The following is a 25,746-nucleotide window of genomic DNA, read 5'->3' as shown; positions in this document are numbered from 1 at the left end:
AACGTAACAGCAGCATGGCAGAGCCGGGGCGCGCCGCGACATGGCGCCGAACGGCTTTGAGCCGCCTTTTCGCGACCGGAAATTCGCGGGGGATCTTTCCAGGGATGGGAACATTCCAATTGGATACGTATGCCGACCGGGGTCTGTTCACGTCTCCAGCGAGCTTTTTTCGACCCGCCCGAATTTTAACTCTTCACCTTCCTTTGCGGCCTTGACGGCTTTTGCCTGCTGATACTTCGGGTAACTTCGCTGAATTTTCGGGAAGCGCTTGCCGTGACGTACGAAACGGCGTCACGATCGCCATCCACCCAGAAATCGAGCGGAGGGAAAAACATGTCCCGGTACGACTGGAACCTGATGCACGACGGAATTGACAGGGCGCGTGCCGCCATCGAGCCGGTCCGAAAGGAAGTCGCCACGCATGCGATTTACCAGCGAATAAGCAGCCGCGAGCACATGGCGATGTTCATGGAACACCATGTGTTCGCGGTGTGGGACTTCATGTCGCTGCTCAAGGCGCTCCAGCGCGACCTGACCTGCGTCGACGTGCCCTGGATCCCCACCGGTTCCCAGGTGGGCCGGCGCCTCATCAACGACATCGTGCTGGTCGAGGAGAGCGACGAACTGAACGGCGGCTTCACCAGCCACTTCGAGCTCTACCGTGCCGGGATGGCCGAAGCCGGGGCCGACACCACCCGGATCGACACCTTTCTCGACCTGATCAAGGAGGGGCACGACGTGCCCTCGGCGCTTCGTGTCGCCCAGGTCCCGGCGCCCGCGGCCGATTTCGTCCGTACCACCTTCGAGATCATCAGCGACCGTCCGCTGCACTGCCGTGCCGCCGCCTTCGCCTTCTCCCGCGAGGACCTCATCCCCGACATGTTCGACCAGGTGCTCCAGAAGGAGGGCACCGACCGCTTCCCGCTCTTCTGCGACTACCTCTCGCGACACATCGAGGTCGACGGCGAGGAGCACACCCCCATGGCCCTGCAGATGGTGGCCGATCTGTGCGGTGACGACGACACCCGCTGGCGTGAGGCGGCCGAGGTGGCGACGGCCGCACTCGAGGCGCGGTCACGACTGTGGGACGGGATCATCGAAGCGATGTCGTAGGCGATGTCGCAAGCGATGCCGTAGAGGTACGTGCATGCGATCATGAGCGCGACCGAGCGGCGGACGAGCGGTGGACGAGCCGGGTGACGGGGGCGCGCGTGGAGATTCGAGCGGTTGTCCGGCGAGGTGTCCGCTTGGGCGCGCGGATCGGCGTGTGGCCCGCGGGGGTGCTCGGCTGTGGATGTCTTGTCGGTGCCTTCGTCTTCCTGACCGGGGGCCGATGGGGGACTGTGCGGACATTCCTCGCTGTGGGTGTCCTCGCCGCACTCGTCAGCATGGCGATAGGCCTGACGCTGGGCGCGGCGGCCGCGCTCGTGTTGGCGATCGCGCCTCGCCGGCTGCTCACGCGTCCCCTGTTGCGGGGGCTGCTCGCGGCACTCGCCGCGGGCGTGCCGCTCGCGGGACTGTTCGTGGTGTCTCTGATCGGGGACGGCTACTCCCTTGCGAGCTACCCCGCTTCGATTCACGTGATCACATGGCTCGTGCCGCTGGTGGTCGCTCTGGTGGTGGCCGTGTACAGCGGTGAGATCGCCGGAGACAGGGCCGTCTCGCGGCCGTCCCGGCCGAAGGGTCACGGCTGAGCTCGAACATGCTGATTTCATGGATCGTTCGCGCAGTCGACTCCTAGCTGGAGACAGGGATGACCGGCATCGTGCTGTTCCACCACGCGCTCGGACTCACGCCGGGGGTGACCGCCTTCGCCGACGAGTTGCGCCGGGCCGGGCACACCGTGCACACGCCCGACCTCTTCCACGGGCACACGTTCGACACGTTGGAGAAGGGCATGGGCTACGTCCAGCGGACCGGCTTCGGTGAGGTGATCGAGCGCGGTGTCCGAGCGGTCGACGACCTGCCCGCCGACGTCGTCTACGCCGGTTTCTCGGTAGGGGTGCTCCCGGCCCAGAAGCTGGCGCAGACCCGGTCCGGCGCGCGAGGAGCGCTGCTGTACTACGCCTGCGTTCCCGTCACCGAGTTCGGCCCGGCCTGGCCGGACGGAGTGCCCGTCCAGGTGCACGGCATGGACGCCGACCCGTTCTTCGCAGGCGAGGGCGACCTCGACGCGGCACGTGCCCTGGTCGCCTCCGCCGAGCAGGCGGAACTGTTCCTCTACCAGGGCGACCAGCACTACTTCGCAGACAGCACACTCGCGTCGTACGACGCGGCGGCGGCCGAGCTGCTGCTCGACCGCACGCTGACGCTTCTGCGGGCAGTGGGTTAGCCGGTGGCAGTGGGGTGACCGTGTCGACCTCTCCACCCCGGGCGGCCGAAGCCGAGCCCGGTGACCGGGGTGTGGTTGCCGGTGAGGTGGCGGGCCGTCATCGGGTCACCTGCGCGGCCTTGGCCTTGGCCTGGACGTGGGCGACGTAGCGGACGGTGAAGACCATCGGGACGGCGAAGCCGGCGATCTGGACGAGTGTGGCGGGGGTGGAGTGGGCGTTGCCGGCGTGCGCGACGAGGGCGAGGACGGCGGCGGTCAGGGTGAACGCGGCGGTCCATACGGCGGTGATGGCGACGTTGGTGCGGATGAACGGCTTGAGGTTCCAGACCTCTTGCGGGGTGGTGCGCTTGGCGATGCCCAGGGTGAACGGCCTGCGGATGGCCAGTGAGGCGCCGGCGATGACCGCGAGGGTGCCGGAGGAGAGGGCCGCGGAGTAGTCGTGCACGCCCGAGTGGGGGTCGGCGAAGGCGATGACGGCCAGTGCGGCGAAGAAGACCGCCGAGCCCAACTCGATGATCAGTGCGTCGAATCCGGTGCCGGCCCGTACCTGCTGGGCGATGAGCGCCACGGCGACCACGAGCGCGGCCAGCGCTGCCCACTGCCAGTCCCCCGAGGGGAGCACGGCGAAGACGATCCAGGGCAGGAACGTGCGCAGGTAGGACATGGTCTGATCTCCCCGTCTCGGTGTCTCTCCTGACATGTCAAAAGTAGAATGTCTAGTAGCGACATGTCAATAGTGGAATGTAGAGTGCAGGGCATGAGCCTCAGACACGCACTCCTGGGCCTCCTCTCGGAGCGTCCCGCCAGCGGCTATGACCTGCTGAAACTGTTCGAAACCTCACTGGCCACCGTCTGGCCGGCCACGCAGAGCCAGATCTATACGGAGCTGACCAAGCTCGCGGCCACCGGACTGATCACGGTAGCGGCCGAGGGGCCACGCGGCCGCAAGGAATACGCCCTCGCCGAAGAGGGGCTGGCCGAACTACGCCACTGGCTGACCGAGACCAGGCCCCAGCGCAACACCCGCAGTGATCTGCTGCTGCGGGTCTTCTTCCTCGGAGTGCTGGAGCCCGAGCAGGCGCGCGCGTACCTGACCGAGCTGACGGAGATGTCCGAGCGGTCGTACGAGGATCTCAACCAGCTCGCGGAGTCCATCGACTGGGACGACGACAACCTCTCCGTCTACGGCCGGATCGCCCTGGAGTACGGCCTGCGCTTCAACGCCATGCGCCGCGAGTGGGCCCAGTGGGCGGCCGACCAGATCGCGTAGGCCGGTGACGTGCCTGGTCCGGACCGGGGCGGATCGCCGTGTACGGCCCGCTCGTCGGCTAGGCCGCGGGCCGGCCCCGCACGGTTTCGGATACGGCCGCCGCTGCGCGGACGAGCGCCGCCGTGGCCGTCGAACGGGACTGCTGTGGCCAGGCGATGGCAAGGACCGACGGCGGTGCGTCCGGGACCGGCAGGTAGACGACGCCCGGGCGCGGATAGCGAGCGGCGACGGAGGCGGGCAGCAGGGGAGTGGGGCCGCCGAGCGCGACGAGAGTGAGCAGTTGGGCGAGGTCGCGGCCCTCGGTGCGGTTCTTCTCGATGAACCGCGGCACCTCGTCGGGGCGCAGGCCGAGGTCGGCGAGGGCCAGGCGGTCGCGGGCGGCGAGCGGATGGGCGGCGGCGAGGGCGGCGACGCGTGGTTCGCCGAAGAGGGTCTCGGAGTCGAGGCCGGTACGGTCGAACGGCTCGTGGACCAGGGCCGCGTCGGCTTCCCCCTGACGCAGCAGCCGCGGGTGTTCATGCCAGCCGCACAGCCGGACGGCGACCGGTAACGCCGCCGGTTCCGACGCGAAGCGCGCCAGGATCGGCTCCAGCAGGCCCGCGTCACCGTCGGCCTTGACGGCCAGGATCAGCTTCGGATCGGCGTCCGCCGCGCGCTGGGCCCGCCGTTCGGCGGCCTGCAGAGCGTCCAGGGCGATCCTCGCCTCCGCGAGGAGCACCGTTCCGGCCGGGGTCAGCGCCACGCTGTGGGTGCTCCGCTCGAAGAGGGCGACGCCCATCTCCGTCTCCAACTGGCGGACCGCACGGGACAGGGGCGGCGGTGAGATGCCCAGCCGCTCGGCGGCACGGGTGAAATTGAGCTCCTCGGCGACCGCGACGAAGTAGCGCAGCGGGCGGGATTCCATGATCTCCCCCTCCGGGCCGTCTGATGGACCGTCCGATGGGCCGTCCGATGGGCCCTCCAAGGTCGGTATTACTTTGAGGGTAACAAGCGCTAGCAGATCGGTACTTCAGTTCGCGTGCGCCACGCAGCAGGCTCGACGGCATCCGACAAGCCCCTTTCCTGGAGTCGTTGATGATCGTCGTCACCACCCCCACCGGCCAGATCGGCCGACAGGTCCTCGACCACCTCGTGGACGCCGCGGACGGAACGGAGGGAATCCGGGTGATCGCCCGTGACCCGGCTCGGCTCTCCGCGCGGGTGCGCGAGCGTGTCGAGGTCGTACGGGGATCGCACTCCGACGCCGCCGTCCTGAAGGAGGCATGTACGGGCGCCGACCGCCTGTTCTGGCTCGTGCCCCCGACACCCGGGGCCGACAGCGTCGAGGGCCACTTCCACGACTTCACCGAGCCCCTGTGCGAGGTGATCGGGCACCAGGGCGTCGAGCGGGTCGTCGGCGTCTCGACCCTGGGCCGCGGAGTGGCGAAGAACGCCGGGCAGATATCGGCTTCGCTCGCCATGGACGAGGCGATCATGGCCACGGGCGTGCACTACCGGGCGCTGTGCCCGCCGTTCCTGATGGAGAACCTGCTGAGCCAGGCCGAATCGATCCGCGACGCGGGTGTCTTCTTCCTGGCGGTGGCGGAGGACCGCGTCCTGCGCACCTGTGCCACCCGCGACATCGCCGCCACGGCGGCCCGGCTGCTGCTCGACGGCTCCTGGACCGGGCAGCAGGACGTCCCGCTCGTCGGCCCCGACGATCTGTCCGCCGAGGACATGGCCCAGGTCGTCTCCGAGGTCCTGGACCGTCCGGTGCGTCTCCACCGCACCGGCAGCGCGGACTACAAGGCGACGGTGCTGCGCTTCGGCGCGAGCGAGGCCTGGGCGCAGGGCCTGGCCGACATGACGGAGGCCCTGAAGGACCAGGGCTTCTACGGCGCCGCCCAGCCGAGCACCCCCGAGTCGGCACCTACGGGCTTCCGCCAGTGGTGCGAGGACGCGCTCAGGCCCGCCGTCCTGGGCTAGCCCAGGGGGCGGGCAGAGGTCCGGGGCTTTGGCGGGCAGCGGTGTCGCCGGAACGCGCGCCGCCGCCGACTTCCTCGCCGGACTCGACTCGACCCGACCGCGACGGGCACGCGCCGTGTGCGTCCGCGTGCCTCGGCCGGGCGCCCAAGGCGTGGGCGGTGGCGGAGTCGGAGGCCGCGCCGGGGCACGAGCGTCACCTCGTCCCGAGCGTGGTGCCCAGTGCCACGTTCCAGCGTCCCGCGCGGCCTGTGAACTCCGTTGCGGACAGGGGTGGTACGTCGACGCGCCAGAAGGCCGACTCGGGTGCGCCGAGCGCGCACACCGTCACGGCGCGGACGATTTCCGGTTCCACCACCGCCACGGTGAGGCCGGAGAACCGCGCGGCCTCGTCCAGCCAGCGCGAGATGCGCAGGCACAACTGGTGGACGGACTCCCCGCCGTGCGGCGCGGCCAGTGGGTCCGTGAGCCAGCGAGCCACCTCCTCCGGCTCGGCCGCGCCCACTTCGTCCAGTGTGCGGCCCCGCCATCGGCCCGGGTCCAAGCCGTCAAGTCCGGGTGACGCCGCGGCGTCGAGGCCGAGCTCCGAGGCCGTCTCCCGGCAGCGGACGGTGGGGGAGACGAGCGTGCGGTCGGCCGCGGGAAGTGCGCCGGCGGCCGAACGGGCGCGGAGTGCGCCGGCGGTGTCGAGCGAGCATCCGTCGTCGAAGCGGGCCTGACGGAGCGATGGGTTCAGCGCCGGTGAGATCAACATCACTCGACTGGTCATTCATCCGCTCCGATCCTCATGCACCGCTGTCCTGGCCGAAGATGACGGTGCGGAGAGGGCCCTGGGCGCACTTCCGGCCACGTTGTGCGCCCTTGGCCGCACCCCCTGCTCCGCGGTACCGTCACTTCGATATCGACGACGGTCCGCGGAAGCCGGTGGAAGTCCGGCACGGTCGCGCCACTGTAAGCCCGGTTCGCACTCCTGGGGTGCGTTCGGGTGAGTCAGACCCGCTCCGTTGTCCTGTTGCACCACCGAGACGGGACGCGAGTTCCCCAGGAGGTCCTGCCATGGCGCAGTCCGCTGTCCAGCCGACCGTTACCCCCACCGTCACGCCCGCCAAGCTGCCGATCGGCGCGATCGTCCCCTGGGCGGTCTTCTTCGGCATCCTCATGCTGGTCCTGCTCTACTTCGTCGGCGCCGAGCAGGGCGCCACGTCCGTGATGTCCGGAGACAATGTGCACGAGTGGGTGCACGACGCGCGTCATCTGCTCGGCTTCCCCTGCCACTGACGGCGGCGAGGGAATCCACGAGCCCATGAACTCGGCAACTGTCAGAAATCTGTTGGTGCGTGGCATGCTCGCGGGACTCGCCGCGGGCCTGCTCGCACTCGTCGTCGCCTACTTCCTCGGCGAGCCGCGCGTCGACTCGGCCATCGCCTACGAGGAGGCACACTCCCACGAGCACGGCGTGGAGGCGGTCTCCCGGACCATGCAGTCCACCGGTGGCCTGACCACCGGTGTCCTGGTGTACGGGGTCGCGTTCGGCGGCATCGCCGCCCTGGCGTACTGCTTCGTACTCGGCCGCATCGGTCGCTTCGGGCCGCGCGCGAGCGCGCTGCTGCTGGCGGCCGCCGGTCTGGTCGCCGTCTACGTGGTGCCGTTCCTGAAGTACCCCGCGAACCCACCGTCCGTCGGCGACCCCGACACCATCGGCAAGCGGACGACTCTCTACTTCCTGATGATGCTGCTCAGCGTGTTGCTCGCGGTTGCCGCCGTGATCGTCGGCAAACGTCTCGCGCCACGCCTGGGCAACTGGAACGCCACGCTCTCCGCGGCCGCGTTCTACGTCCTGGTCGTTGGACTGGCCTACGCCTTCCTGCCTGCGATCAACGAGGTCCCGAAGGACTTCTCGGCCACGCTGCTGTGGCAGTTCCGCTTGGCGGCCCTTGCCATCCAGGCCACCTTGTGGACCTCCTTCGGGCTCGTGTTCGGTGTGCTCGCGGAGCGCGAACTGCTCCCCAAGGCCGCGGAGTCGAACACGGCACAGGCGCACACCCCGGCGAACGGAAGCCGAGCGACCGCGGCTCCCCGCCCCTGACGGAGGCCGCTCTGCGGGGAGTCCGGGCGCTGCCTGCCCGTGCTCCCCGCGGTTCCCGTGGTTCGGTTGGGGTGTCAGTCCCGCCAGTAACCGTTGGCGGCGGCGATGGTCTGGAACTCGAGTGCCACGACCTGCGCCGCGTGCATGAGGCTTTCGGGGGCGGTGGAATAAGTCGTTCGCCCGCCCTTGAGGACGTCGAGATCGGGCTGGATGTTGTGGATGGTGTGCCGGGCCAGGGTGAGCGCCAGGGCACGGCCCTCTTCCGGGGTCTTGGTGATGAGGGATCCGCCGGGGATCAGGACCATGCCTTCGTCAGGTACTCGGCTCATGACCGCAGTGTCAGCAACCCTCCAGGAACTGGTGTGCACGGACACGACGGGGTGCTCCGCAGGGGTGAATCGGGCCGTGGGTTCATACCGCCGTGCTCGGGGCGGCCGCTGTTCTCACTCGGTGGCGCGCAGAGCGACCCAGGTGTCATGGGCCACGACGCCGTCCGCAGTCACGCCCTTGGCGCTCTGGAAGCTGCGGACCGCCGCTTCCGTGGCGGAGCCGAATTCGCCGTTCACACCGGTACTGCCCACGTCGTAGCCGCGCTTGGTGAGCATGCACTGCACCTGCAGCACACGCTTGCCGCTGTCACCCGGGCGGGTGCGGCCGTTGCCGGCGTAGTACGTGCAGTCGGCGATCCAGGGCGGAGTTCCGGGGTCGGCGGATGCGGTGCCGGGGGACTGGGCCGGGGTGGCGGTGGAGCCGGTGTCGCCGGCCCGGGTAGTGGGGGAGCTGGGTCGGCCGGCGGGGGCGGACGGGGAGTCCTCGGGCTGCGCAGTGCCGTCGTCGGTGACGCCGGCGCGTCTGCTGGACGCGCCCGCAGCGGACGCCCGGTCCGACACGCCGGGTGCGACGGACAGGGCGGTGCCGTCGGACAGCCGGCCGGGCCGGGTACCGGCCTGCGAAGCGGTGTACTCCGGCGAGGCGGCGGTTGCGGGGCCGCCGCCCTCACGCATCAGCACCAGGACGCCCGCGGCAACGGCGCACAGCATGGTGCCCGCCGCGGCGGCCATGACCCGCTTCCTGCGCACCCAGGGTCGGGCCGCCGCCGGACGCGACCCTGCCGAGGCCCTCTCGGCAGAGGCAGAGGCAGAGGCAGAGGCGGAGGCGGCCGCGGGCGGGGCGGCCGGCGAGCCCACCCGTCCGGGCGAGGGAGCCGGCGCACCCGCCCGGCGCCCCGAGGGGTGGAAGAGCGCCGCCCGCTCGACGGGGAGGCGGTGCAGCGCTTCGTACGCCCTTTGCCGGGCGAGCACCCTGCCGTCAAGTGGCTCCGGCCAACCGGTTGTTCCGGCATGTGCCCCTGCGGTGTCGGTCAGTTCCCGCGGGGTGGGGCGCCGCTCGGGCTCCTTGGCCAAGCAGGCGGCCAGCAGCGCCCCCAGTTCCGGGTCGGCAGCCGAGACCGCCCCGGTGACCTCCGGATTCGGCTCCTCGAACGCCACCCGGTGCATCACGTCGACGCCCGTACCGTCGCCGAACGGCGCACGTCCGGTGGCCGCGAAGAGCAGGCTGCTCGCCAGCGAGAACACGTCCGATGCCGTGTCGCAGTGGCCTGTCCTCAGATACTCCGGCGACATGTAGGCCGGAGTGCCGACCCGGTTGCCGGTGCCGGTGATCGCGCTGGCCTCCGCGGCCTTGGAGATCCCGAAGTCGATCACATGCGCGCCCTTGACCGACAACAGCACGTTGGACGGCTTCAGATCCCGGTGTACGACCCCTGCGGCGGCCAGGGCCGCGAGCGCCCGCCCCAGCTCCGCCACCAACCGCCACACGGTGGCCGGAGTCAGGGCACCGCCCTCACGTACGGCTTCCGACAGGTCGAGTCCGGGGACGTACTCGGTGGCCATCCACAGCAGTTGGTCGTCCCATCCGGTTCCGCATAACTTCGGTGCGTACGGCGGACCGATCCGCGAGTGCACCAATGCCTCGCGTTCGAACCGCCGCTGGAACCTGACGTCCTCGGCGTACTCCGGCCGGATTACCTTCACCGCGAAAAGTCCCGGACGGCCGTCGGCGGCCCGTGACAGGTAGACCCGTCCCATCCCGCCCTTGCCCAGCAGCGCCACCGGCACGAAGGGACCGATGCGGCCCGGGTCGCCGGCCAGCAGAGGTGAGGCTCCGGTCTGCCGGAGTGCGGCGGCTTCGCGGGCCGCGGAGTCCGGTGATGGTGGCCGGTGGTCAGACACGGAACTCCCGAAGTGGTGTTCGTCGTAAGTCAGTTCGCCTTCGCTGGGAGAACGAGGCTAACCCAGTCCCGGCCTCTGCTCACGGTTTCGATCACTTCCGTCGGGACGGAGCGGTGCGATCCGGCTGAGCCGTCCCTCCGTCAGGTCCGGCGGCGCTCGGCGCCCGCCTCCAGCTCCCGGCGCAGCCGCTCGGGGTCCCAGCCCTCCGCGACGGCCTGCCAGAGCGTGTCCGCCTGGGAGAGCGGGGCGAGGCCGTCGACCGGCGGGTCGAGGTCGAGGTCGGTGGGGAAGGGGTAGCCCTCGGCGGTGGCGGCGACCACCCGCCGCAGCCAGTCCTCGGAGAAGCCCTCGGCCTTGCGGCGGAGCAGCACCGGAAACAGCGCGTTCGCCATCGCCTCGCGGTTCACCGTCTCCATGGCGCGCCCGAAGGCGGCGGAGATCTGGAGCAGATTGGCCATGCGCCGGATGCCGGTCGAGCGGTTGTGCCCGGCGGCGTGGAAGAGCGCCGGGTTGAAGAAGGCCGCGTCGCCCTTCTCCAGCGGCAACTGGACGTGGTGGGCGTCGAAGTACTCGACGAACCGCGGCAGCCGCCAGGCCAGATAGCCGGGCTCGAACTTCTGCGAGTGCGGCAGATACAGCGTCGGGCCGGACTCGACGGGCATGTCGCAGTGAGCCACCGCGCCTTGGAGGGTCAGCACCGGCGACAGACGGTGCACATGCGCCGGGTAGGCGGCGGCCCGCTCCTGGGAGAGGAAGCCGAGGTGGTAGTCGCGGTGCACGTTCTGTGCGGTGCCGCCCGGGTTGACCACGTTCACCTGAGAGGTCACCTGGTAGGCGGGGCCGAGCCAGGCCTCGGCGATCAGCGCCAGCACGTCGTTGGCGTAGTAGTCCGCGAACACCTCCGGCGCACGCACGGCCACCTTGTCCAGAGCGCTCCAGACACGGTCGTTGGCTCCGGGCTTGGCGAAGTGGTCGCCGCACCCCGCACCCGAGGCGCGCTCCTCCTCGATCAGCGCCCGGAACACCCCGGACGCCCGGTCCACGACGGCCGGGTCCGCGAAGGCGCCCTTGAACACCACGATGCCGGGTCCCTCCAGCAGCGCCCGGACCAGCTCGCCCTGCACGTTCCGACGGCCTTCCGGGGTGGCCGTCAGGGCGCGGAGCCGGTCACTGTCGTAGAGCGGCACGTTCTGCTCCACCCGCTCGGCCGCGGGATGGTCACCGGGGTCGGTGTCCCGCTCCACGAGCGCGCGGAACGCGTCGAGATCGCAGTCCTCCTCGGTCAGCCAAGTCCGTGAACCCACAGCAGGCAGAGACATCGCGGCTCCTTTCTCAGCCCTCGCTCTTCTGCCAGTCTGATCAACCCGAACCCATCATTCAATGTGCAGAAACACATCAAAAAGACATCATCGATACGGGCGATCGAGGACCTCGACCGACAGCGGAGCCAGGTGTGCATCGGGGGCCGCACCTTCGTGGTCGACATCGTGATGCAGGCTCCCGAACATCGGGTTGGCGGCAGAGCTGCTGCCGCAGAGTGAGCGGGGCCGTGAAGGAAGAGCCGGCGCCGGGCGACACCTCGCGACGCGCGATCCAGCGGTGCCCGGACTGTGCGGCAGCCCTGCCATGACCTGGGGTCGTCAGACCGCCACGGTCAGCACGAGCTCCGCCAAGCGGTCGGCTGCATCGGGGCGCCCCAGCGTGCGGGCCTGCTGAGCCATCTGTCGGCGCTGCTCGGTCGAGGCGAGGATCGGCCCGACCGCCGCCCGCAGCCCCTCCGGCGTGACCGCGTCCTTCACCAGGGCCACTGCGGCGCCCGCCTTCTGCAGGTGCAGCGCGTTGTGCTCCTGCTCGTTGCCCGCCGACGTCGCGAGCGGGATCAGGACCGATGGCTTGCCGAGGGCCGTGAGCTCGGCGATCGTGCCGGCACCGCTGCGGGAGATCACAACGTCGGCGAGGGCGAGGACATCGGGGAGCTCCGGGCCGAAGAAGTCGGTGACCAGGTAGCGGTGTGAGAGGTGGGGCGGGAGTGTGGCCGCATACTGGCGGGACTCCTCGATGGACGTGGCGCCGCACTGGTGGATCACGTTGGCCTGGCCCAGCAGCCAAGTCAGGATCGCGCGCACGACGGTGTTGATCTGGACGGAGCCCTGGGCGCCACCCGTGATGTACACCGTCGGAAGGGTTGGGTCGAAGGTGGTGAGGCTGAGGGTGCTGATCGCCTTGTCCGGCCGGCCCTCCAGGACCTCGGGGCGGACGGGGTTGCCCGTGACCACCGCCGAGGTGCGGACGGAGTCCGGCAGGAGTGGCAGCGTCGACTCCGAGGAGACGGCCACGCGCGTGGCAGCGCGGGCCAGTGCACGGTTGGCCAGGCCCAGGCGGACCGTCTGTTCGTGGATGACCAGCGGGTGGCGGCAGAACTTGGCTGCCAGGCCGACGGGTACGGCGACGTAGCCGCCGGTCGACAGGACGACGTCCGGCTTGAAGTGCGAAACGATCGACCTCGCCTGGGCCGCGCCGAGCGGGACCCGGCCCATGTCCTTGATGTTGGCCGGGGAGGCCAGCTTGAGCGGGTTGCCGGAGCGACGGAGCTTTCCGGTGGCCACGGTCCTGAACGGGATGCCTTCGCGTTCGGCGACCCGGGCTTCCAGGCCCGCCGCAGTGCCGACCCAGAGCACGTCCAGGCCGATACCGAGGCGAGCGAGCCGGGTGCTCGTCGTGCGGATGGCGGTGAGCGCGGGGTAGGTGTGGCCGCCGGTCCCGCCGCCCGTGACGATCAGTCGAAAGGAGCGGCCGAGGGCGGTGAGGCGGTGGTCGAGGTCAGCGCTGGTCACGTCGTGGGGGTTTCCGTTCCGGCGGGCGCCGGGGCGGTGCCCGGACCAGGGGAAATTCGGACTTCACGGATAATATCAGGCAATCGGGCCTTGGCGAGGAGCCGTCCGACGCCGGTGAGATCGACACGCGCGATGCGACTCAAGCCCTCCGGCGGGCCGACGCGGAAGATGTCGGAAAGCGGATACGCAGGGCGGCGAGGCAGGATTGGGCAGCCACGTCCGTCGTCACCCCAAGCACGGGCGCGTCATCGCCGCAGCCGTGACCACGGCGGCAGCGACGCTCGCGCCCGTCGACACACCGGCACGCGACCGACCGGCTGCCGAAGAAGGGCAACCCGGCGATCGGCCGAGCGGACGTCGCCGCCTTCATGCGCCAGGCGGCACACGGCGGCGAGTGGGTCCATCGCAGTGCCGTGATCACCGACTGACGACAGGCCTACCGGATCATCCGGCGGACCGGGCCGCGCAGCTGACGTCCGTGGGCGGCAGGTGGCCAGTGGCGAGGTAGGCGTTGACCCGCGTATCCACGCAGGAACTGCCGAAGACACCGAACACTGCGTGCTGGTCCGCGCCGCGGAGGGTGACCAGGCGGGAGGCGGGCCACATATGGCGCACCGTCGCGGCGCCCCGGTAGGTGGTGCGTGGGTCACCGGTCGCGTTGACGAGCAGGGCCGGCAGGTCGTCCCTGATCACGGTCGGGCGTTCGCGCGGCGGATCCCAGAACGCGCACGGACCGATGTTGTTCGTGACGGGACCGAACAACGCGTCCTGCGCGCGGGCCCGTTGGACGTCGTGCCAGTAGGTCTCGGGGTCGCGCGGCGCGGAGACGTCGCCGCAGAGGATCGCCGACTGCACGCTGCCGTAGGGGGAGTCGGATCCGCTCAGCAGGAAATCGAGCGTGTCGGCGAGCCATGGGCTCGGGGCGACGACGTGGCCGTCGGCGGCGCGGCGCATGTCCCGCACGGCCAGCGCGAAGTCGCCGTACGCGGCATCGTTGTCCTGGGACAGGCCGTTGAACACGACAACGGGCACCACGTACTCGTCCACCCGGTGGCCGCCCAGTCGCAGAGGCGTGCGTCCGGCTGCCGCCTGGACGTGGCCGACGGCCGCCAGCACCGCCTGCCGGGTGCGGCCCAGACCGTACGTCCCGTCACGGTGGGCAGTCCAGGCGGCCCAGTCCCGAAGGGCGTGCCGATCGGCCTGCTCCGTGCCGAGCAGCAGCCGGGGACCGTAGTGGTCGGGGGCGACCACACCGTCGAGGACGACACGGTCGGTGCGGCCGGGGAACATCGTGGCGTACACCTGGCCGAGGTAACTGCCGTACGAGTAGCCCAGGTAGGAGATCCTGCGCTCGCCGAGCGCGACGCGGATGACGTCCATGTCGCGCGCGGTGTTCCGAGTGGTGACGTACGGCAGCACATCGCCTTCGTACGTCCGGCAGCGGTGGGCGAGTTCCTCGGCGAAGGCAGCTGAACGATCGAACCCGGCACGGTCGTCACCCGCACCGCGGAAGGATGAGCCGGTGGGCCAGTGGCAGTCCAGCGGGGTGCTCCGACCGACGAAGCGGGGGTCCACCCCCACCACGTCGTAGCGGCTGCCGACATCCTTCATCGCCTTGCGCACCCACGGCGGGTCGCCCAGCGTCTGCCCGCCGGGACCGCCGCCGTTGAGCAGCAGCGCGCCGACCCGATGGCTGGTGTCGGTGGCCCGGATCCGGGAGATCGCGACCGTGATCGTACGGCCGCCCGGGTCCGCGTAGTTCAACGGCACGGTGACGTCGGCACATTGGGCGCCTGCCTGCTGGAGTTCCCTGCCGGTGTCGTCGGCGGGCCCGAGGACGCAGCTCTTCCAGGTGAGGTGCTGCTGGTGGTAGCGGGCGAGAGGGTCGGGGGTCGTGCGGGCCGCGTGGGCGGGCGCGGGCGACGCGGTGAGGGCGAGCACGGCGGTGAGGCCCAGGGCGGCCGAGGATGCGAAGCCGGTCATGCGGAAGTCCTTCCGGAAGCTTTGCCCTCGCAGAGGGACGTGTCGACGACGTGGAGGAAGTCCTGTTCGGCCTGGAGCGTGGTCGGCACCTCGTTCAGGGCGACGGCGACTGCCCGGCCGCCGGGGCCGACGGCGGTCAGCGCCCGGTGGCCGCCGGGCACGGTTCCCGCATGTCCCCACCACAGGCCGCCGCACGACAAGGGAGAGGCGATCAGCCCCAGGCCGTAGCGGGCGCCGGGCCACAGTCGGTCGGGATCGGCGGCCACCGTCCGCCGCATCTCGGTGAGTTGGGCCGCGGGCAGCAGGCGGCCGCCGAGCAGTGCCGTGGTGAACCGCGTCAGGTCAGCCGGTGTGGAGACCAGGGCGCCGCCGACGCCGCCGAAGGTCATGTTCCAGGCGGTGCCATCGATGCGGTGACCGTCATCGGCGGGGAAGTAGCTGCGGGAGTGCGGTCCTTGGATGCGGGTGTCGTCGCCGGGCCAGTACGTGTCGCGCAACCCGAGGGGGCCGATGACACGGCGGGTGATCTCCGACTCGGGGGAGCGGCCGGTGACCTCGTTGATGATCAGGCCCAGGACGAGGTAGTTGGTGGTGGCGTAGTGCCAGGTGCCCTGCGGGCGCGGCAGCTCAAGTGCGCGTGCGACGAGTTCGCGCGGCTCGAAGTGACGGTTCCGCAGCCGTTCGGGGTGCTCCCATTCGGGTGCGTCGAGATAGTCGGGCAACCGGCTGGTGTGCTGAAGGAGTTGCCGTACGCTGATCCGTCGGCCGTCGAAGCCGTGCTCCCGGATCAGCCCGGGCACGTAGCGCTCGACCGGGGCGTCGAGTGAGAGACGGTGCTCGGCGGCGAGTTGCAGGACGACTGTCGCGGTGAACGTCTTGGTGACGCTGCCCACGCGCAGCCGGTCGCTGGTGTTCATGGGCCGCCCGGTGCGCAGATCGGCGGTTCCGGCGCTCTCGGTCCAACGGGCGCAGGGCGCGCCCGCAGCGTCCTTGCTGCCCTCGGTGACCAGGACCGCTGCTCCCGCGATCCGGTCACGCGTGGTGAGGATGTCCAGGGCCCGGCGGATTTCGTCGTGCGTACCGCAGCCGGTGGGTGCCGGCGGGTTGACCGGCTGAGCGCCGGCCATAGGAGCGGCAGCCAGCACGATGACTGTCACCAAGGCCGCGAGGCTTGATCTTCTGCCGGGCGCGGAGCTCAGGGAGATGGTTGCCATGCGACATCACGCTAGGCACGGACCGAGGCGCGATCACTCCGGCAGGCAGGCGCTTCGGGCTGGGGACAACCCCAGCCGAGAACCGGGAGCAAGCCCCCTCGACGACTGGACCCACGGTGAGTATCGGGTGGCCCCGTGCACACCGGGGGCGGTACGGCCCGCGATGCCGGAGTCGTCGGCGGCGCGGGCCGTGTGGGCGGTGCAGCCCTCCGGGCCGTTCCGGTGACCACGCCGTCGAGGCTCTCCCCTTGACCTGGGAAAGACCGCCGCCCGGCAGCAGGAACACCTCAGTGGCTTGCGCGGGCCTTTCGGCGGGCGCCCATCAGTACCCGCAGCGCGCCTACCGGTGACGGGCTCGCCGGGCCACTCAGCAACCGCGGACCGCGCGCGAGCACCGCCTTCGCGGTGAGCAGCTCGATATCGACCACGGCGGTCAGCAGCGTCCGCCCGGGGGCCGTGGTCTGGGCGGGCAGTTCCCGGGCGGTCTCCAAGTCCATGTGGGCCGCAACCTCGTGGTCCACCCGATCGCGCAGACCCGGCGGCTCCCGGCCCGGGACGAGGTCCTCGACCGTGACGGCGAAACGCCGCAGCGCCTGGGCGGAGATGCCGAGCCACCCCTCGCGCAGATCCTCGGCGAGGTCGTTGACGAAGTCCGGACGCCGACTGCCGTCGACGAGCGTCCGGCACGCTGCCCGGAAGGACGGGCTGTCGGCCTCCGGCCCGAGCAGGCCCGTCACCGGTCCCGGATCCATGCGGCGATGTCAGTGCCGGTATGGATACTGCGCGCCATGACTGACGGAGCGTCGGCGAGCATGCCCCGACCACGGGTCGAGCACCCGGCACCCGGCACCCGGCACCTGGCGTCCGGCACCCGGCACCCGGCACCCGGCACCCGGCTTCCGCCAGGCGCCGGGTGCATCGCATCGTCTGCCGGTCCGTCCGTCAGCCGCGCGGACGCTCGAAGGTCAGCAGCAGGCCCTCGACCGCTCCGGGACCGATGCGACCCTTGACGTCGGCGGAGGTGATGGCCTTGAGGGCCCAGCCGTCCTCGGCATGCTTGTTCAGAACCTTCTCCAGCTTGTCGCTGTCCAGAGCGTCGCCGATCAGCGACTCCCGGAAGGTGACGACCTTGTACTCGTACGTGTAGGGGCTGCTCATGACTGCGGAGTCCTCCTGCTGATCGGCCCGGGTTGGGCTCTGGCGTGACGGCCGTGGCCAGCCAATCATCCTCGGGTGTCGCTGGATACCGCAGGCCCCCCGTAGCCTGGCCCACGGCGCGAGCGGATGCGACGGCGACGGACCCCGGGTGGCGTGATGTGTTGGAGTGCGACGGCCGATCTCGTGGCGGGCACCGGTGTCGCGGCGGCCGGGGTGGCCTGCGTGGCGCGTGTGCGCAGTGTCCGGGACCTCCCGCTCGCAGCACTGCCGTTGCTGCTCGGGGCGCACCAGATCGTTGAATCGGTGGTCTGGCACAACGGCGGGGGCAGTGGACCCGCCACTGTCGTCTGGGCCGTCATCGCCCTCCCACTGCTGGCGGTGTGGGTGCCGGCGGGAGCGGTATGTGCCGCCCCACGGCACGCGCGGAGCAGACTGATCCTCCCCCTCGCGGCCGGAGCCGCGACCGCCGCGTTCCTCGCGTACGCGCTCGCCGTCGGCCCGGTGACGGCCGAGATCCGCGGTCGGACCGTCGGCTATGTCTTTCACCTCTCCCACGCGCCGCTGCTCGTCGCGGGCTACCTGCTGGCCACCGTGGGCTCGTTGCTCCTGTCCGGTGACCGGCGTCTGGTGGTGCTGGGAGTCGTGGCCGGCGTCGGGGCCTTCGTCTGCTGGACCCTGTGGCGCCTGGAGTTCGTCTCGACCTGGTGCGCGCTCGCGGCAGTGTGCTCGGTGATACTGCTCGGGTGGACGGGCGCCCGCCCGGCCTCCCCGGCGATGCCGCGCAGCCCTGTGGCGGGTTGCTGACGTCGGGCGGTCCGCATCCCCCGGACTCATTCGCCCTCCCTGCCGCCCGCGAGACGGCGGCGCCACCACAGGTCGGAGCGCCACTGCCGAGAGGCGGCGAACGGATCCGGCAGAGTGCGCCTGACGTATGCGGCGTCGAGAGACACCACTTGGCGTCTCAGCTCGGCGCGTGGCCGGGAGGACAGTTGCCGCAGCACCTCGTCCAGCACGTCGCGGGCGTGTCTGACGTCGTCGAACGAACACCCGCGGCACCCACACTCCGAGTACTGCGGATACAGCGGCCGACGGCCCGGCGGCGCAAGAAACGCTCGGTACCGCCGCAAAGCGCGGTCTGTGGCACCGGGGTAGACGAAGTAGTCGTCCGAGAGCCGCTCCAGCCGGAGTATCGCGAGGGTGGAGTCGGTGGAGATCCCGTGGATCCGGACCGGGACGAAGTCGCCCCAGGCGCGAGAGTCACGCGGTTGGGCGCGCAGGGCGCCGGGCCGTCTACGCGGCATCGGCCTTTCGGCAAGTGGTCATGGACGTCATGATGCCACGACCGACCCCCGATCACCTTGAGATCATGCCTACTTGACGAGTCGCTCGCGACGACGCCGTACGCCGCCGGGCCGTTGTGGCCGGGCCGTCGTGGCCGGGCCGGCTCACTCGGCCGGGATCGTCTCCGGCAGGCCGAGCGCCGCGGACACATGGCGCCAGACGGCCGCGAGCGCCGTGTCCAGGGTGACCGTGGGATCGCGCAGCATCAGACGGATGCCGTAGCCGTCGCTCAGGGACAGCACGAGCGTGGCGAGGTCGTCCACATCGGTCGGGGCGAACTCGCCGGACGCGATGCCGCGCCGCACCGCACCGGACACCCATGCGTGCAGCTGGGCGTACAGGTCCACGGCGAAGACCCGGGTCGGCTCGTCGCGCAGCGCCCGGACCCACAGCTCCTGCCACAGCCGCCAGTCCTGGTGCAGCTCGGGGTCGGTCGGCAGCAGGTTGCGCAGGATACGGGCCAGGATGACCGCCGCCGGTGCCGTTCCCGCGTCGCGTTCGACGTCGACGGCGGTGTTGGCGAAGGAGTGGGCCATCGCCTCGGTGAACAGCTTCTCGCGCGTGTCGAAGTGGTAGTGCAGCAGAGCGGTGGACACACCGGCCCGCTCCGCGACCATGCGCATCCGGATCTTCTCGAAGCCGATCTCGGCGATGGCCTCGCACGCCGCGGTCAGGATGCGCTCGCGCGTGTCTGCCGTGCGCACCTTGGTGGACACCCTGCGACTCCCCTCGTCCGGCGCTCGTACCCCGCCGCCATTCTCCCTCACGGCTGCTCTCCCGGCGCTGCCGCCTCGTGCCGCGGCTCTTCCGCGTACGTGTGGAAGCCCCGGCCCGACTTGCGGCCCAGCAGGCCGGCCTCCACCATCCGGGACAGCAGGGGCGGCGGTGAGTACGTCGGCTCCCGGAACTCGGCGTACAGGGACTCGGCGATGGCGCGCGTGGTGTCCAGGCCGATCAGGTCCGTCAGCGCCAGCGGGCCGAGCGGGTGCGCACAGCCGAGAACCATCCCGCGGTCGATGTCCTCGACGCCGGCGACGCCCGACTCGGCCATGCGGATCGCGGCCAGGAGATACGGCACGAGCAGCGCATTGACCACGAAGCCCGCGCGATCCCGCGTGCGGATGACCTCCTTGCCCAGCGTTTCGACCACGAAGGCCTCGGCCCGTGCCGTGGTGGTGGCCGAGGTGAGCAGCGACGGGACGAGTTCGACCAGCCGCAGCACCGGCACCGGGTTGAAGAAGTGGACGCCCAGGACGCGCTCGGGCCGGGCGGTCGCCGCGGCCAGCTGCACGACCGGGATCGAGGAGGTGTTGGTCGCGAGGACGGTGTGCTCGCCGGTGACGACCGTGTCGAGACGGGAGAAGACGTCCAGTTTGAGCCGCTCGTCCTCCGCGACGGCCTCGATCACCAGATCACGGTCGTGCAGGGCCTCGACCTGGTCGACCACCGTGATCAGCGCCGCGGCGGCCTCGCGCCGCTCGGCGGTGAGCCTGCCGTGTGCGACGGCCTTGTCCAGGGAGCGGGCGATGCGCCGGCGGCCCGAGCGGGCCGCGTCCGCGTCGCGTTCCACGACCGTCACCGGCAGGTCGGCGCGCGCGCAGACCTCGGCGATGCCCGCACCCATCAAGCCGCAACCGACGACCCCCACACGTTCGATGCCGGTCATCCGTTTGTCCTCTCCGCTCGTTGTCCTGTACTCGGCCGCTACGCGGCCACTCCACGTCGACTCCGCGCCCTCTCCGCGCGGGGCCGGGGCGGGGGGCCGCCCCGGCCGGTGTCATCGGGCGACGGGCAGGTCCAGCACCCCCGAGCCCCGCTTGACGAGCTCGTTGGCGATGATCAACCGCTGGATCTCGGAGGTTCCCTCCCAGATGCGGTCCACGCGCAGCTCCCGGTAGAGCCGTTCCACGGCGTACGAACGGTCGTAGCCCCGCCCGCCGTGGATCTGCAGGCACCGGTCGATCACCCGGCCCGAGGCCTCGCTCGCCGAGAGCTTGGCGATGGAGGCCTTGGCGTGCAGGGTCTTGCGGTCCTCGGGGGAGGCCTGGTCCACCTCCCAGGCGACCTGGTGGGTGTAGGCGCGGTTGACGGCGATGTCGACGGCGCAGTCGGCGAGCATGCCCTGGACCAACTGGTACGTGGCGATGGGGGCGCCGAACTGTTCGCGCTCCACGGCCCAGTCGCGCGCCAGTTGCAGGGCCCGCTCGGCGGCGCCGGTGGTGCGTGCCGCGATCATCAGCCGCTCCTCGGTGAACCAGGAGCGGGTGATGTCGTACCCCTCGCCGATGCCGCCGAGCACGGCGTCCTCGCCCACCTGGACGTCGGTGAACGTGAACTCGGGGTGCTCGTAGACGAAGGTGTGCATGAAGCGCGGCACCCGCGTCATCTCGATGCCGGGCGTGTCCTTGTCGACGAGGAACAGCGTCGGCGCGCGCTCCGGGCCCGCCGCGGCGAGGACGATCATGAAGTCGGCGTGGTCGGCGACGGTCACGAACCACTTCTCTCCGTCGAGCACCCAGCCGTGGTCGTTCTTCGTCGCCGTGGTGGCCAGGTTCTGCGGGTCCGAGCCGGCGCCGGGCTCGGTGACGGCGTAGCAGTCCCGCCGCTCTCCCTTGATCACCGGGATCAGGAAGCGCTCGCGCTGCTCCGGGGTGCAGAACCGCAGCGCGTTGGCGGGCCGCCACACCATGTCCCACAGGGCGCCCGTGAGCCGGCCCAACTCCTCCTGCACGGTGACCTGTTCGGCGATGGTGAGGCCGGCGCCGCCCCACTCGGCCGGCATGTTGACGGCCTGGAGCCCCGCGTCGAGCACCGCGTCGCGGATCTTGGCGTGGGCGTCGGCGGGGAGGCCGTTGTCCTCCTCGCACTGGGTCTCGTACGCGGCGATGAGGTCGGTCAGGGCGCGTGCGTCGGCCTTGAACTGCACCTGGCGCGGGGTGAGGCGGAAGTCCATGGAAGTCCTCGCTGTGTGGTGATCGGGGGTGGGCGGTTTCAGTGCGTGGGCAGGGCCAGAGCGCCGGTGCCGCGCTTGATGAGCTCGTTGGCGATGATCAGCCGCTGGATCTCGGAGGTTCCCTCCCAGATCCGGTCCACGCGCAGCTCGCGGTAGATGCGCTCCCGGGTCGCCGCGCTGAACCCCGAGGTGGAGGAGGCCGCGATGGACCTGGGAGCCACCCGCTGGCAGGCCGTCCGCCTGGTCACCCTGCCGGCGCTGCTGCCCGCCGTGCTCGCCGGCGCCGTGCTGGTCTTCGCGCTCGTCTTCGACGACTTCGTCCTCGCCTACTTCACCACCGGAGTCGACCCCCAGCCGCTGTCCGTGCGGATCTACTCGGCGATCCGCTTCGGGGTGCAGCCCACCATCAACGCCGTCGGCACGCTGATGCTCGCCGGATCCATCGGCCTGATCGCCCTGGCCCTGTTCATTCCGAGCCTGTTCGGCCGCCGCGGCGGCCTCGACATACTCTCCGGGAGCTGACTCATGGACGCGACTCCCGCCGTCCGCCTCGACGGCGTCTCCAAGCGGTTCGCGGACACCTACGCCGTCCACGACCTCCACCTCGACATCGAGGCCGGCCGCTTCTTCTCCCTGCTCGGGCCCTCCGGCTGCGGCAAGACCACCTCGCTGCGCATGATCGGCGGGTTCAGCGACCCGACGGAGGGGTCGGTGCTGCTCGCCGGTGAGGACGTGACCGCGCTGCCCCCAGACAAACGCAACGTCAACACCGTCTTCCAGAGCTACGCCCTGTTCGACCACCTGAACATCGCCGACAACGTCGCCTTCGGCCTCAAGCGCAAGGGCGTGGACAAGGCGGAGATCCGGCGCCGCGTCGGCGAGATGCTGGAGCTGGTCCAGCTCGACGGCCTCGCCGCCCGCAAACCCCGTACCCTCTCCGGCGGCCAGCGCCAGCGCGTCGCCCTCGCCCGCGCCCTGGTCAACCGGCCCGCCGTCCTCCTCCTCGACGAGCCGCTGGCCGCCCTCGACCTGAAGCTGCGCCGGCAGATGCAGGTGGAGCTCAAGCAGATCCAGCGGGAGGTCGGCATCACCTTCGTCTTCGTCACCCACGACCAGGACGAGGCGCTGACCATGTCGGACCGGATCTGCGTGATGAACGCGGGCAGTATCGAGCAGTGCGGCACCCCCGAGGACGTCTACGAGCACCCCGCCAGCCGCTTCGTCGCCTCCTTCATGGGCACCTCCAACCTGATGACCGGCACCTATCGCGGCGGCGAGGTCACCCTCGACCAGGGCCCGGCCCTGCCGGTCGGCCCCCGCACCGGCATCGCGGACGGCACCGCCGTCAGCGTTTCCGTGCGCCCCGAGAAGGTCTGGCTGTCCGACTTCGAACCGGGCATGTCGGTGCAGCGCGGAGTGATCCGGGAGACCGTCTACAGCGGTCCCACCACCACCTACCTGATCGAACTCGCCCCCGGCGTCACGCTGTCGGTGCTGGAGCAGAACACGGCACGCGCCCGCATGGAGGACCGCTGGAGCGGCGGCGAGACGGTCGAGTTCGGCTGGCGGCCCGAGCACTGCCTCGTCCTCGCCTGACCGCCCCCACCCGATCTGAAAGCGAAACCGATGCATCACGACGTGATCGTTCTCGGTGCCGGGCTGGCCGGGCTCGCCGCCGCCCGGGACCTGGCGGCCGCCGGCACCGACGTGCTCGTCCTGGAAGCCAGGGACCGGGTCGGCGGCCGGGTCGAACAGACCCGGCTGCCCGACGGCCGCACCGTCCAGCTCGGCGGGGAGGTGGTGGGCCGCGCCCACACCGCCTACCTCGGCCTCGCCGAGGAACTGGGACTGAAGCTCGTGCCCAGCTACGTCGCCGAGCCCGGCCAGATGGTCCGCGCCACACCGGAGGGCCGCTCGGCCGGTGAGCCGCCGCACTGGTTCGGCCACGGCGACGCCGCCCTGCACCAGCGCCTCGGCGCCGAGTTCACGGACCTGGCCGCCACCGTCGACCCCGACGACCCCTGGTCGCACCCGGACGCGGCCGCCCTGGACCGGCTGTCCGTGGGCGGCTGGCTGCGCTCCCGGCACGCCACACCCGCCGTCGTACGCCTGTGGGAGATCGGTCAACTGGCCCTCGCCGGAGGCTCCTACGAGCGGATCTCACTCCTGGCCGCGCTGCGCAAGAGCGCCGCCGCACCCGGTTCCGGCACGGGTGACTACGACTACGACGACTGGGAGGGGCTGCGGCTCGCCGACGGCTCGGCGACCCTGGCCGAGGTCATGGGCCGCGAACTCGGCCTGCGCATCCGCTTGGGCTCACCCGTCGCGGCCGTGGACATACGCCCCGGCCGCTGCGCCGTCCGCCTGGTCACCGGCGAAGTCCTCACCGCCGGGGCCGTGGTGAGCGCGCTGCCCGTGGGACCGCTGCGGTCCGTCTCCGTCACCGGCGTGAGCGAGGCCCGACTCGCCTCCCTGCACCGGCAACGGCAGGCGACGGCAGCCAAGTTCGTCGCCGTCTACGACCGTCCCTTCTGGCGCGCGGACCACCTGAACGGCCTGTCCGAGTCCGAGGGAGTCCTCGGCAGCACCTGGCCGCAGAACGAGGGCGTCCTGTCCGCGCTGATACCGCCCGAACGCTACGGCGTCCTGCTGGGCACCCCGCCCCACCTGCGCACCCGCGAACTGCTCGCCGAGATCGCCGCCCTGTACGGCGACGCAGCCCACCGGCCGCTCGCGTGCCATCTGCGGCTGTGGGGCACCGACCCCTGGACCCAGGGCTACGTCACCCAGTGGCCGCCGGGCGAGGTCACGGCCGTCGGCCCGCTGCACGGCACCCATGAACCCCCGTTCTACGTCTGCGGCTCCGACCAGTGGGTCGCCGGATACATGGAAGGCGCCGTCCGCACCGGCCGCGCGGCAGCGAAGGAGGCACTGCGCCGTGGCTGACAACGCCCGCCTGGCAACCGTCCTCAACCACATCGGCGGCAAGGAGACACCGGCCGCTTCCGGAGCCACCCTGCGGCTGATCGACCCGGCCACCGGACAGGTCCACGGCACGGCTCCGCTGTCCGGCACCGACGACGTCGACGCCGCCTGCCGAGCGGCCGAGAACGCCCAGCACACCTGGTCGGCCACCAGCCCGGCACAGCGGCAGACCGCGCTGCTGCGCATCGCCGACGCGCTGGAGCGGCACGCCGACGCCCTGGCGAACGCCGAGGTCGCCGACACCGGCAAGCCCCGCGCCCTGTTCCTGGCGGACGAACTGCCCGCGATCGTCGACGTGGTGCGCTACTTCGCCGGCGCCGCCCGCAACCTGCCGGGCGCCGCCGCCGCCGAGTACACCCCCGGCCGCACCTCCGTACTGCGCCGGGAGCCGGTCGGCGTCTGCGCGCAGATCACCCCGTGGAACTACCCGCTGATGATGGCCGTGTGGAAGATCGCCCCCGCGCTCGCCGCAGGCAACACCGTCGTCCTCAAACCCTCCGACACCACCCCGTCCTCCGCCACGCTCCTGGCCCGGCTGGCCGCCGAACACCTGCCGCCCGGCGTGCTCAACGTCGTGTGCGGCGACCGGGACACCGGACGCCTCCTGGTCGCCCACCGAGCCGTCCGCCTCGTGGCCGTCACCGGCAGTGTCCGCGCCGGACAGCAGATCGCCGCGGCGGCGGCCGCCGACCTCAAGCGACTCCACCTGGAACTCGGCGGCAACGCGCCCGTGTTGATCCACGGGGACGCCGATCTCGAAGAGACGGTGGGACAGTTGTCCTCACTGGCCTTCTACAACTCCGGCCAGGACTGCACTGCCGCCACCAGGATCCTCGTCCACCACCGGATCCACGACGCCTTCCTCGAAGCCTTCGCCGACCGGGCGGCACGTCTGGTCCCTGGTGACCCCGACGGCCACGGCACCGACTTCGGCCCGCTCAACAACGCCGCCCAACTCGCCTCCGTACGCCGCCTGCTGGAAACCCTTCCGGCCCACGCCGAGATCGTCGCCGGCGGAGCGGCGCTGGACCGCCCCGGATTCTTCTACCAGGCCACGGTGGTCGCCGGCGTGCGGCAGGAGGACGAGATCGTGCAGAGCGAGGTGTTCGGCCCGGTCGTCACCGTCCAGCCCTTCACCGACGAGTCCGAGGCCTTCGAGATGGCGAACGCGGTCCCGCAGGGACTTGCCGCGAGCGTCTGGACGAGCGACCACGACCGCGCCATGCGCGCGAGTCGTGCCCTGCGCACAGGCATCGTCTGGGTCAACACCCACGGCACGACGGTGTCGGAGATGCCGCACGGGGGCGTACGTCACTCCGGCTACGGCAGCGACCTGTCCCTCACCGGGCTGCTCGACTACACGCAGGTCAAACACGTCATGCTGTGACGGGTCGTGC

28 protein-coding genes and 1 riboswitch are annotated in these 25,746 nt (G+C 71.0%); of the genes, 12 read left to right on the top strand and 16 right to left on the bottom strand.

Annotation, left to right across the window (positions count from 1 at the left end; genetic code table 11):
• The first annotated feature begins 333 nt into the window (after positions 1-333).
• The 3 genes from ACIPSA_RS25485 (at position 334) to ACIPSA_RS25475 (ending at position 2,332) form a co-directional block, all read left to right on the top strand.
• On the top strand, positions 334-1,113 hold the full coding sequence (locus tag ACIPSA_RS25485; RefSeq protein ID WP_402638293.1) for a DUF3050 domain-containing protein: 780 nt from the start codon (positions 334-336) through the stop codon (positions 1,111-1,113).
• A gap of 248 nt (positions 1,114-1,361) precedes the next feature.
• Entirely contained in the window at positions 1,362-1,694 is a 333-nt protein-coding gene (locus ACIPSA_RS25480) for a hypothetical protein (RefSeq protein ID WP_402638292.1), read from the top strand.
• A 59-nt stretch (positions 1,695-1,753) separates the two neighbouring features.
• Positions 1,754-2,332, top strand: coding sequence for a dienelactone hydrolase family protein (locus ACIPSA_RS25475; protein WP_402638291.1), 579 nt, complete (start codon positions 1,754-1,756; stop codon positions 2,330-2,332).
• A gap of 97 nt (positions 2,333-2,429) precedes the next feature.
• Here the strand turns inward: ACIPSA_RS25475 and ACIPSA_RS25470 are convergent, their stop codons facing one another.
• Positions 2,430-2,996 (bottom strand): hypothetical protein, encoded by a 567-nt coding sequence (locus ACIPSA_RS25470; protein WP_402638290.1) that lies wholly within the window; start codon positions 2,994-2,996, stop codon positions 2,430-2,432.
• Positions 2,997-3,089: 93 nt separating this feature from the next.
• Between ACIPSA_RS25470 and ACIPSA_RS25465 the strand changes: the two genes are divergently transcribed.
• Positions 3,090-3,602, top strand: coding sequence for a PadR family transcriptional regulator (locus ACIPSA_RS25465; protein ID WP_402638289.1), 513 nt, complete (start codon positions 3,090-3,092; stop codon positions 3,600-3,602).
• Between the two features lie 58 nt (positions 3,603-3,660).
• Here ACIPSA_RS25465 and ACIPSA_RS25460 read toward each other — a convergent pair whose 3' ends face one another.
• The gene (locus ACIPSA_RS25460) at positions 3,661-4,506 is read right to left on the bottom strand and encodes a LysR family transcriptional regulator (RefSeq protein ID WP_402638288.1); all 846 of its coding nucleotides are present in this window, start codon (positions 4,504-4,506) and stop codon (positions 3,661-3,663) included.
• 170 nt (positions 4,507-4,676) lie between these two features.
• On the opposite strand from ACIPSA_RS25460, the gene ACIPSA_RS25455 reads away from it, so the two are divergent.
• Complete coding sequence (locus ACIPSA_RS25455) at positions 4,677-5,567, top strand: NAD(P)H-binding protein (RefSeq protein ID WP_402638287.1); 891 nt, start codon at positions 4,677-4,679, stop codon at positions 5,565-5,567.
• A gap of 193 nt (positions 5,568-5,760) precedes the next feature.
• Here the strand turns inward: ACIPSA_RS25455 and ACIPSA_RS25450 are convergent, their stop codons facing one another.
• Positions 5,761-6,333, bottom strand: coding sequence for a histidine phosphatase family protein (locus ACIPSA_RS25450; RefSeq protein ID WP_402638286.1), 573 nt, complete (start codon positions 6,331-6,333; stop codon positions 5,761-5,763).
• 96 nt (positions 6,334-6,429) lie between these two features.
• Positions 6,430-6,583: riboswitch (cobalamin riboswitch) on the top strand.
• A 37-nt stretch (positions 6,584-6,620) separates the two neighbouring features.
• On the opposite strand from ACIPSA_RS25450, the gene ACIPSA_RS25445 reads away from it, so the two are divergent.
• Together ACIPSA_RS25445 and ACIPSA_RS25440 are read left to right on the top strand one after the other, a co-directional pair.
• Positions 6,621-6,842 (top strand): CbtB domain-containing protein, encoded by a 222-nt coding sequence (locus tag ACIPSA_RS25445; protein ID WP_402638285.1) that lies wholly within the window; start codon positions 6,621-6,623, stop codon positions 6,840-6,842.
• Between the two features lie 25 nt (positions 6,843-6,867).
• The gene (locus ACIPSA_RS25440) at positions 6,868-7,650 is read left to right on the top strand and encodes a CbtA family protein (protein ID WP_402638284.1); all 783 of its coding nucleotides are present in this window, start codon (positions 6,868-6,870) and stop codon (positions 7,648-7,650) included.
• Between the two features lie 74 nt (positions 7,651-7,724).
• Here ACIPSA_RS25440 and ACIPSA_RS25435 read toward each other — a convergent pair whose 3' ends face one another.
• From ACIPSA_RS25435 to ACIPSA_RS25400, 8 genes are all read right to left on the bottom strand, one after another.
• A complete protein-coding gene (locus tag ACIPSA_RS25435; protein ID WP_402638283.1) occupies positions 7,725-7,979 on the bottom strand; it encodes a hexameric tyrosine-coordinated heme protein in 255 nt (84 codons plus the stop codon).
• A 114-nt stretch (positions 7,980-8,093) separates the two neighbouring features.
• Positions 8,094-9,881: a protein kinase gene (locus ACIPSA_RS25430; protein ID WP_402638282.1), complete on the bottom strand. Its 1,788-nt coding sequence runs from the start codon at positions 9,879-9,881 to the stop codon at positions 8,094-8,096.
• A gap of 140 nt (positions 9,882-10,021) precedes the next feature.
• Positions 10,022-11,200, bottom strand: coding sequence for a phytanoyl-CoA dioxygenase family protein (locus tag ACIPSA_RS25425; protein WP_402638281.1), 1,179 nt, complete (start codon positions 11,198-11,200; stop codon positions 10,022-10,024).
• 321 nt (positions 11,201-11,521) lie between these two features.
• Positions 11,522-12,715 carry a UDP-N-acetylglucosamine--N-acetylmuramyl-(pentapeptide) pyrophosphoryl-undecaprenol N-acetylglucosamine transferase gene (locus ACIPSA_RS25420; RefSeq protein WP_402638280.1) on the bottom strand — a complete coding sequence of 398 codons (1,194 nt, stop codon included), beginning with the start codon at positions 12,713-12,715 and terminating at the stop codon, positions 11,522-11,524.
• Positions 12,716-13,159: 444 nt separating this feature from the next.
• Positions 13,160-14,698, bottom strand: a complete 1,539-nt coding sequence (locus tag ACIPSA_RS25415) for an alpha/beta fold hydrolase (protein ID WP_402638279.1) — start codon at positions 14,696-14,698, stop codon at positions 13,160-13,162.
• Positions 14,695-15,912, bottom strand: coding sequence for a serine hydrolase domain-containing protein (locus ACIPSA_RS25410; protein WP_402638278.1), 1,218 nt, complete (start codon positions 15,910-15,912; stop codon positions 14,695-14,697). The genes ACIPSA_RS25415 and ACIPSA_RS25410 overlap by 4 nt, the downstream gene beginning before the upstream one ends.
• Positions 15,913-16,199: 287 nt before the next feature.
• Positions 16,200-16,664 (bottom strand): hypothetical protein, encoded by a 465-nt coding sequence (locus ACIPSA_RS25405; RefSeq protein ID WP_402638277.1) that lies wholly within the window; start codon positions 16,662-16,664, stop codon positions 16,200-16,202.
• A 190-nt stretch (positions 16,665-16,854) separates the two neighbouring features.
• Positions 16,855-17,070, bottom strand: a complete 216-nt coding sequence (locus tag ACIPSA_RS25400; RefSeq protein ID WP_363297899.1) for a DUF4177 domain-containing protein — start codon at positions 17,068-17,070, stop codon at positions 16,855-16,857.
• A 156-nt stretch (positions 17,071-17,226) separates the two neighbouring features.
• On the opposite strand from ACIPSA_RS25400, the gene ACIPSA_RS25395 reads away from it, so the two are divergent.
• On the top strand, positions 17,227-17,874 hold the full coding sequence (locus ACIPSA_RS25395) for a DUF6629 family protein (RefSeq protein WP_402638276.1): 648 nt from the start codon (positions 17,227-17,229) through the stop codon (positions 17,872-17,874).
• 26 nt (positions 17,875-17,900) lie between these two features.
• On the opposite strand, the gene ACIPSA_RS25390 is transcribed toward ACIPSA_RS25395, so the two are convergent.
• The 5 genes from ACIPSA_RS25390 to ACIPSA_RS25370 form a co-directional block, all read right to left on the bottom strand.
• Positions 17,901-18,371 carry a hypothetical protein gene (locus ACIPSA_RS25390; protein WP_402638275.1) on the bottom strand — a complete coding sequence of 157 codons (471 nt, stop codon included), beginning with the start codon at positions 18,369-18,371 and terminating at the stop codon, positions 17,901-17,903.
• A gap of 144 nt (positions 18,372-18,515) precedes the next feature.
• On the bottom strand, positions 18,516-19,127 hold the full coding sequence (locus tag ACIPSA_RS25385) for a TetR/AcrR family transcriptional regulator (protein WP_402638274.1): 612 nt from the start codon (positions 19,125-19,127) through the stop codon (positions 18,516-18,518).
• Between the two features lie 47 nt (positions 19,128-19,174).
• Positions 19,175-20,077 (bottom strand): 3-hydroxybutyryl-CoA dehydrogenase, encoded by a 903-nt coding sequence (locus ACIPSA_RS25380; protein ID WP_402638273.1) that lies wholly within the window; start codon positions 20,075-20,077, stop codon positions 19,175-19,177.
• 111 nt (positions 20,078-20,188) lie between these two features.
• Positions 20,189-21,364 carry an acyl-CoA dehydrogenase family protein gene (locus tag ACIPSA_RS25375; protein ID WP_402638272.1) on the bottom strand — a complete coding sequence of 392 codons (1,176 nt, stop codon included), beginning with the start codon at positions 21,362-21,364 and terminating at the stop codon, positions 20,189-20,191.
• A gap of 38 nt (positions 21,365-21,402) precedes the next feature.
• Positions 21,403-21,585 (bottom strand): acyl-CoA dehydrogenase family protein, encoded by a 183-nt coding sequence (locus tag ACIPSA_RS25370; protein WP_402638271.1) that lies wholly within the window; start codon positions 21,583-21,585, stop codon positions 21,403-21,405.
• On the opposite strand from ACIPSA_RS25370, the gene ACIPSA_RS25365 reads away from it, so the two are divergent.
• Genes ACIPSA_RS25365 through ACIPSA_RS25350 form a run of 4 tightly spaced genes read left to right on the top strand, consistent with a single transcriptional unit; the run spans position 21,569 to position 25,736 of the window.
• Positions 21,569-21,886: an ABC transporter permease gene (locus ACIPSA_RS25365; RefSeq protein ID WP_402638270.1), complete on the top strand. Its 318-nt coding sequence runs from the start codon at positions 21,569-21,571 to the stop codon at positions 21,884-21,886. The genes ACIPSA_RS25370 and ACIPSA_RS25365 overlap by 17 nt on opposite strands.
• A 3-nt stretch (positions 21,887-21,889) precedes the next feature.
• Positions 21,890-22,960, top strand: coding sequence for an ABC transporter ATP-binding protein (locus tag ACIPSA_RS25360; protein ID WP_402638269.1), 1,071 nt, complete (start codon positions 21,890-21,892; stop codon positions 22,958-22,960).
• A gap of 30 nt (positions 22,961-22,990) precedes the next feature.
• Positions 22,991-24,310: a flavin monoamine oxidase family protein gene (locus ACIPSA_RS25355; protein WP_402638268.1), complete on the top strand. Its 1,320-nt coding sequence runs from the start codon at positions 22,991-22,993 to the stop codon at positions 24,308-24,310.
• Positions 24,303-25,736: an aminobutyraldehyde dehydrogenase gene (locus tag ACIPSA_RS25350; RefSeq protein ID WP_402638267.1), complete on the top strand. Its 1,434-nt coding sequence runs from the start codon at positions 24,303-24,305 to the stop codon at positions 25,734-25,736. The genes ACIPSA_RS25355 and ACIPSA_RS25350 overlap by 8 nt, the downstream gene beginning before the upstream one ends.
• Positions 25,737-25,746 lie beyond the last annotated feature (10 nt).

Origin of the sequence: Streptomyces sp. NPDC086549, assembly GCF_044746205.1 — a bacterium.
In the GTDB taxonomy this organism is placed as follows: domain Bacteria; phylum Actinomycetota; class Actinomycetes; order Streptomycetales; family Streptomycetaceae; genus Streptomyces.
This window is presented reverse-complemented; position numbering and strand designations above follow the sequence as displayed.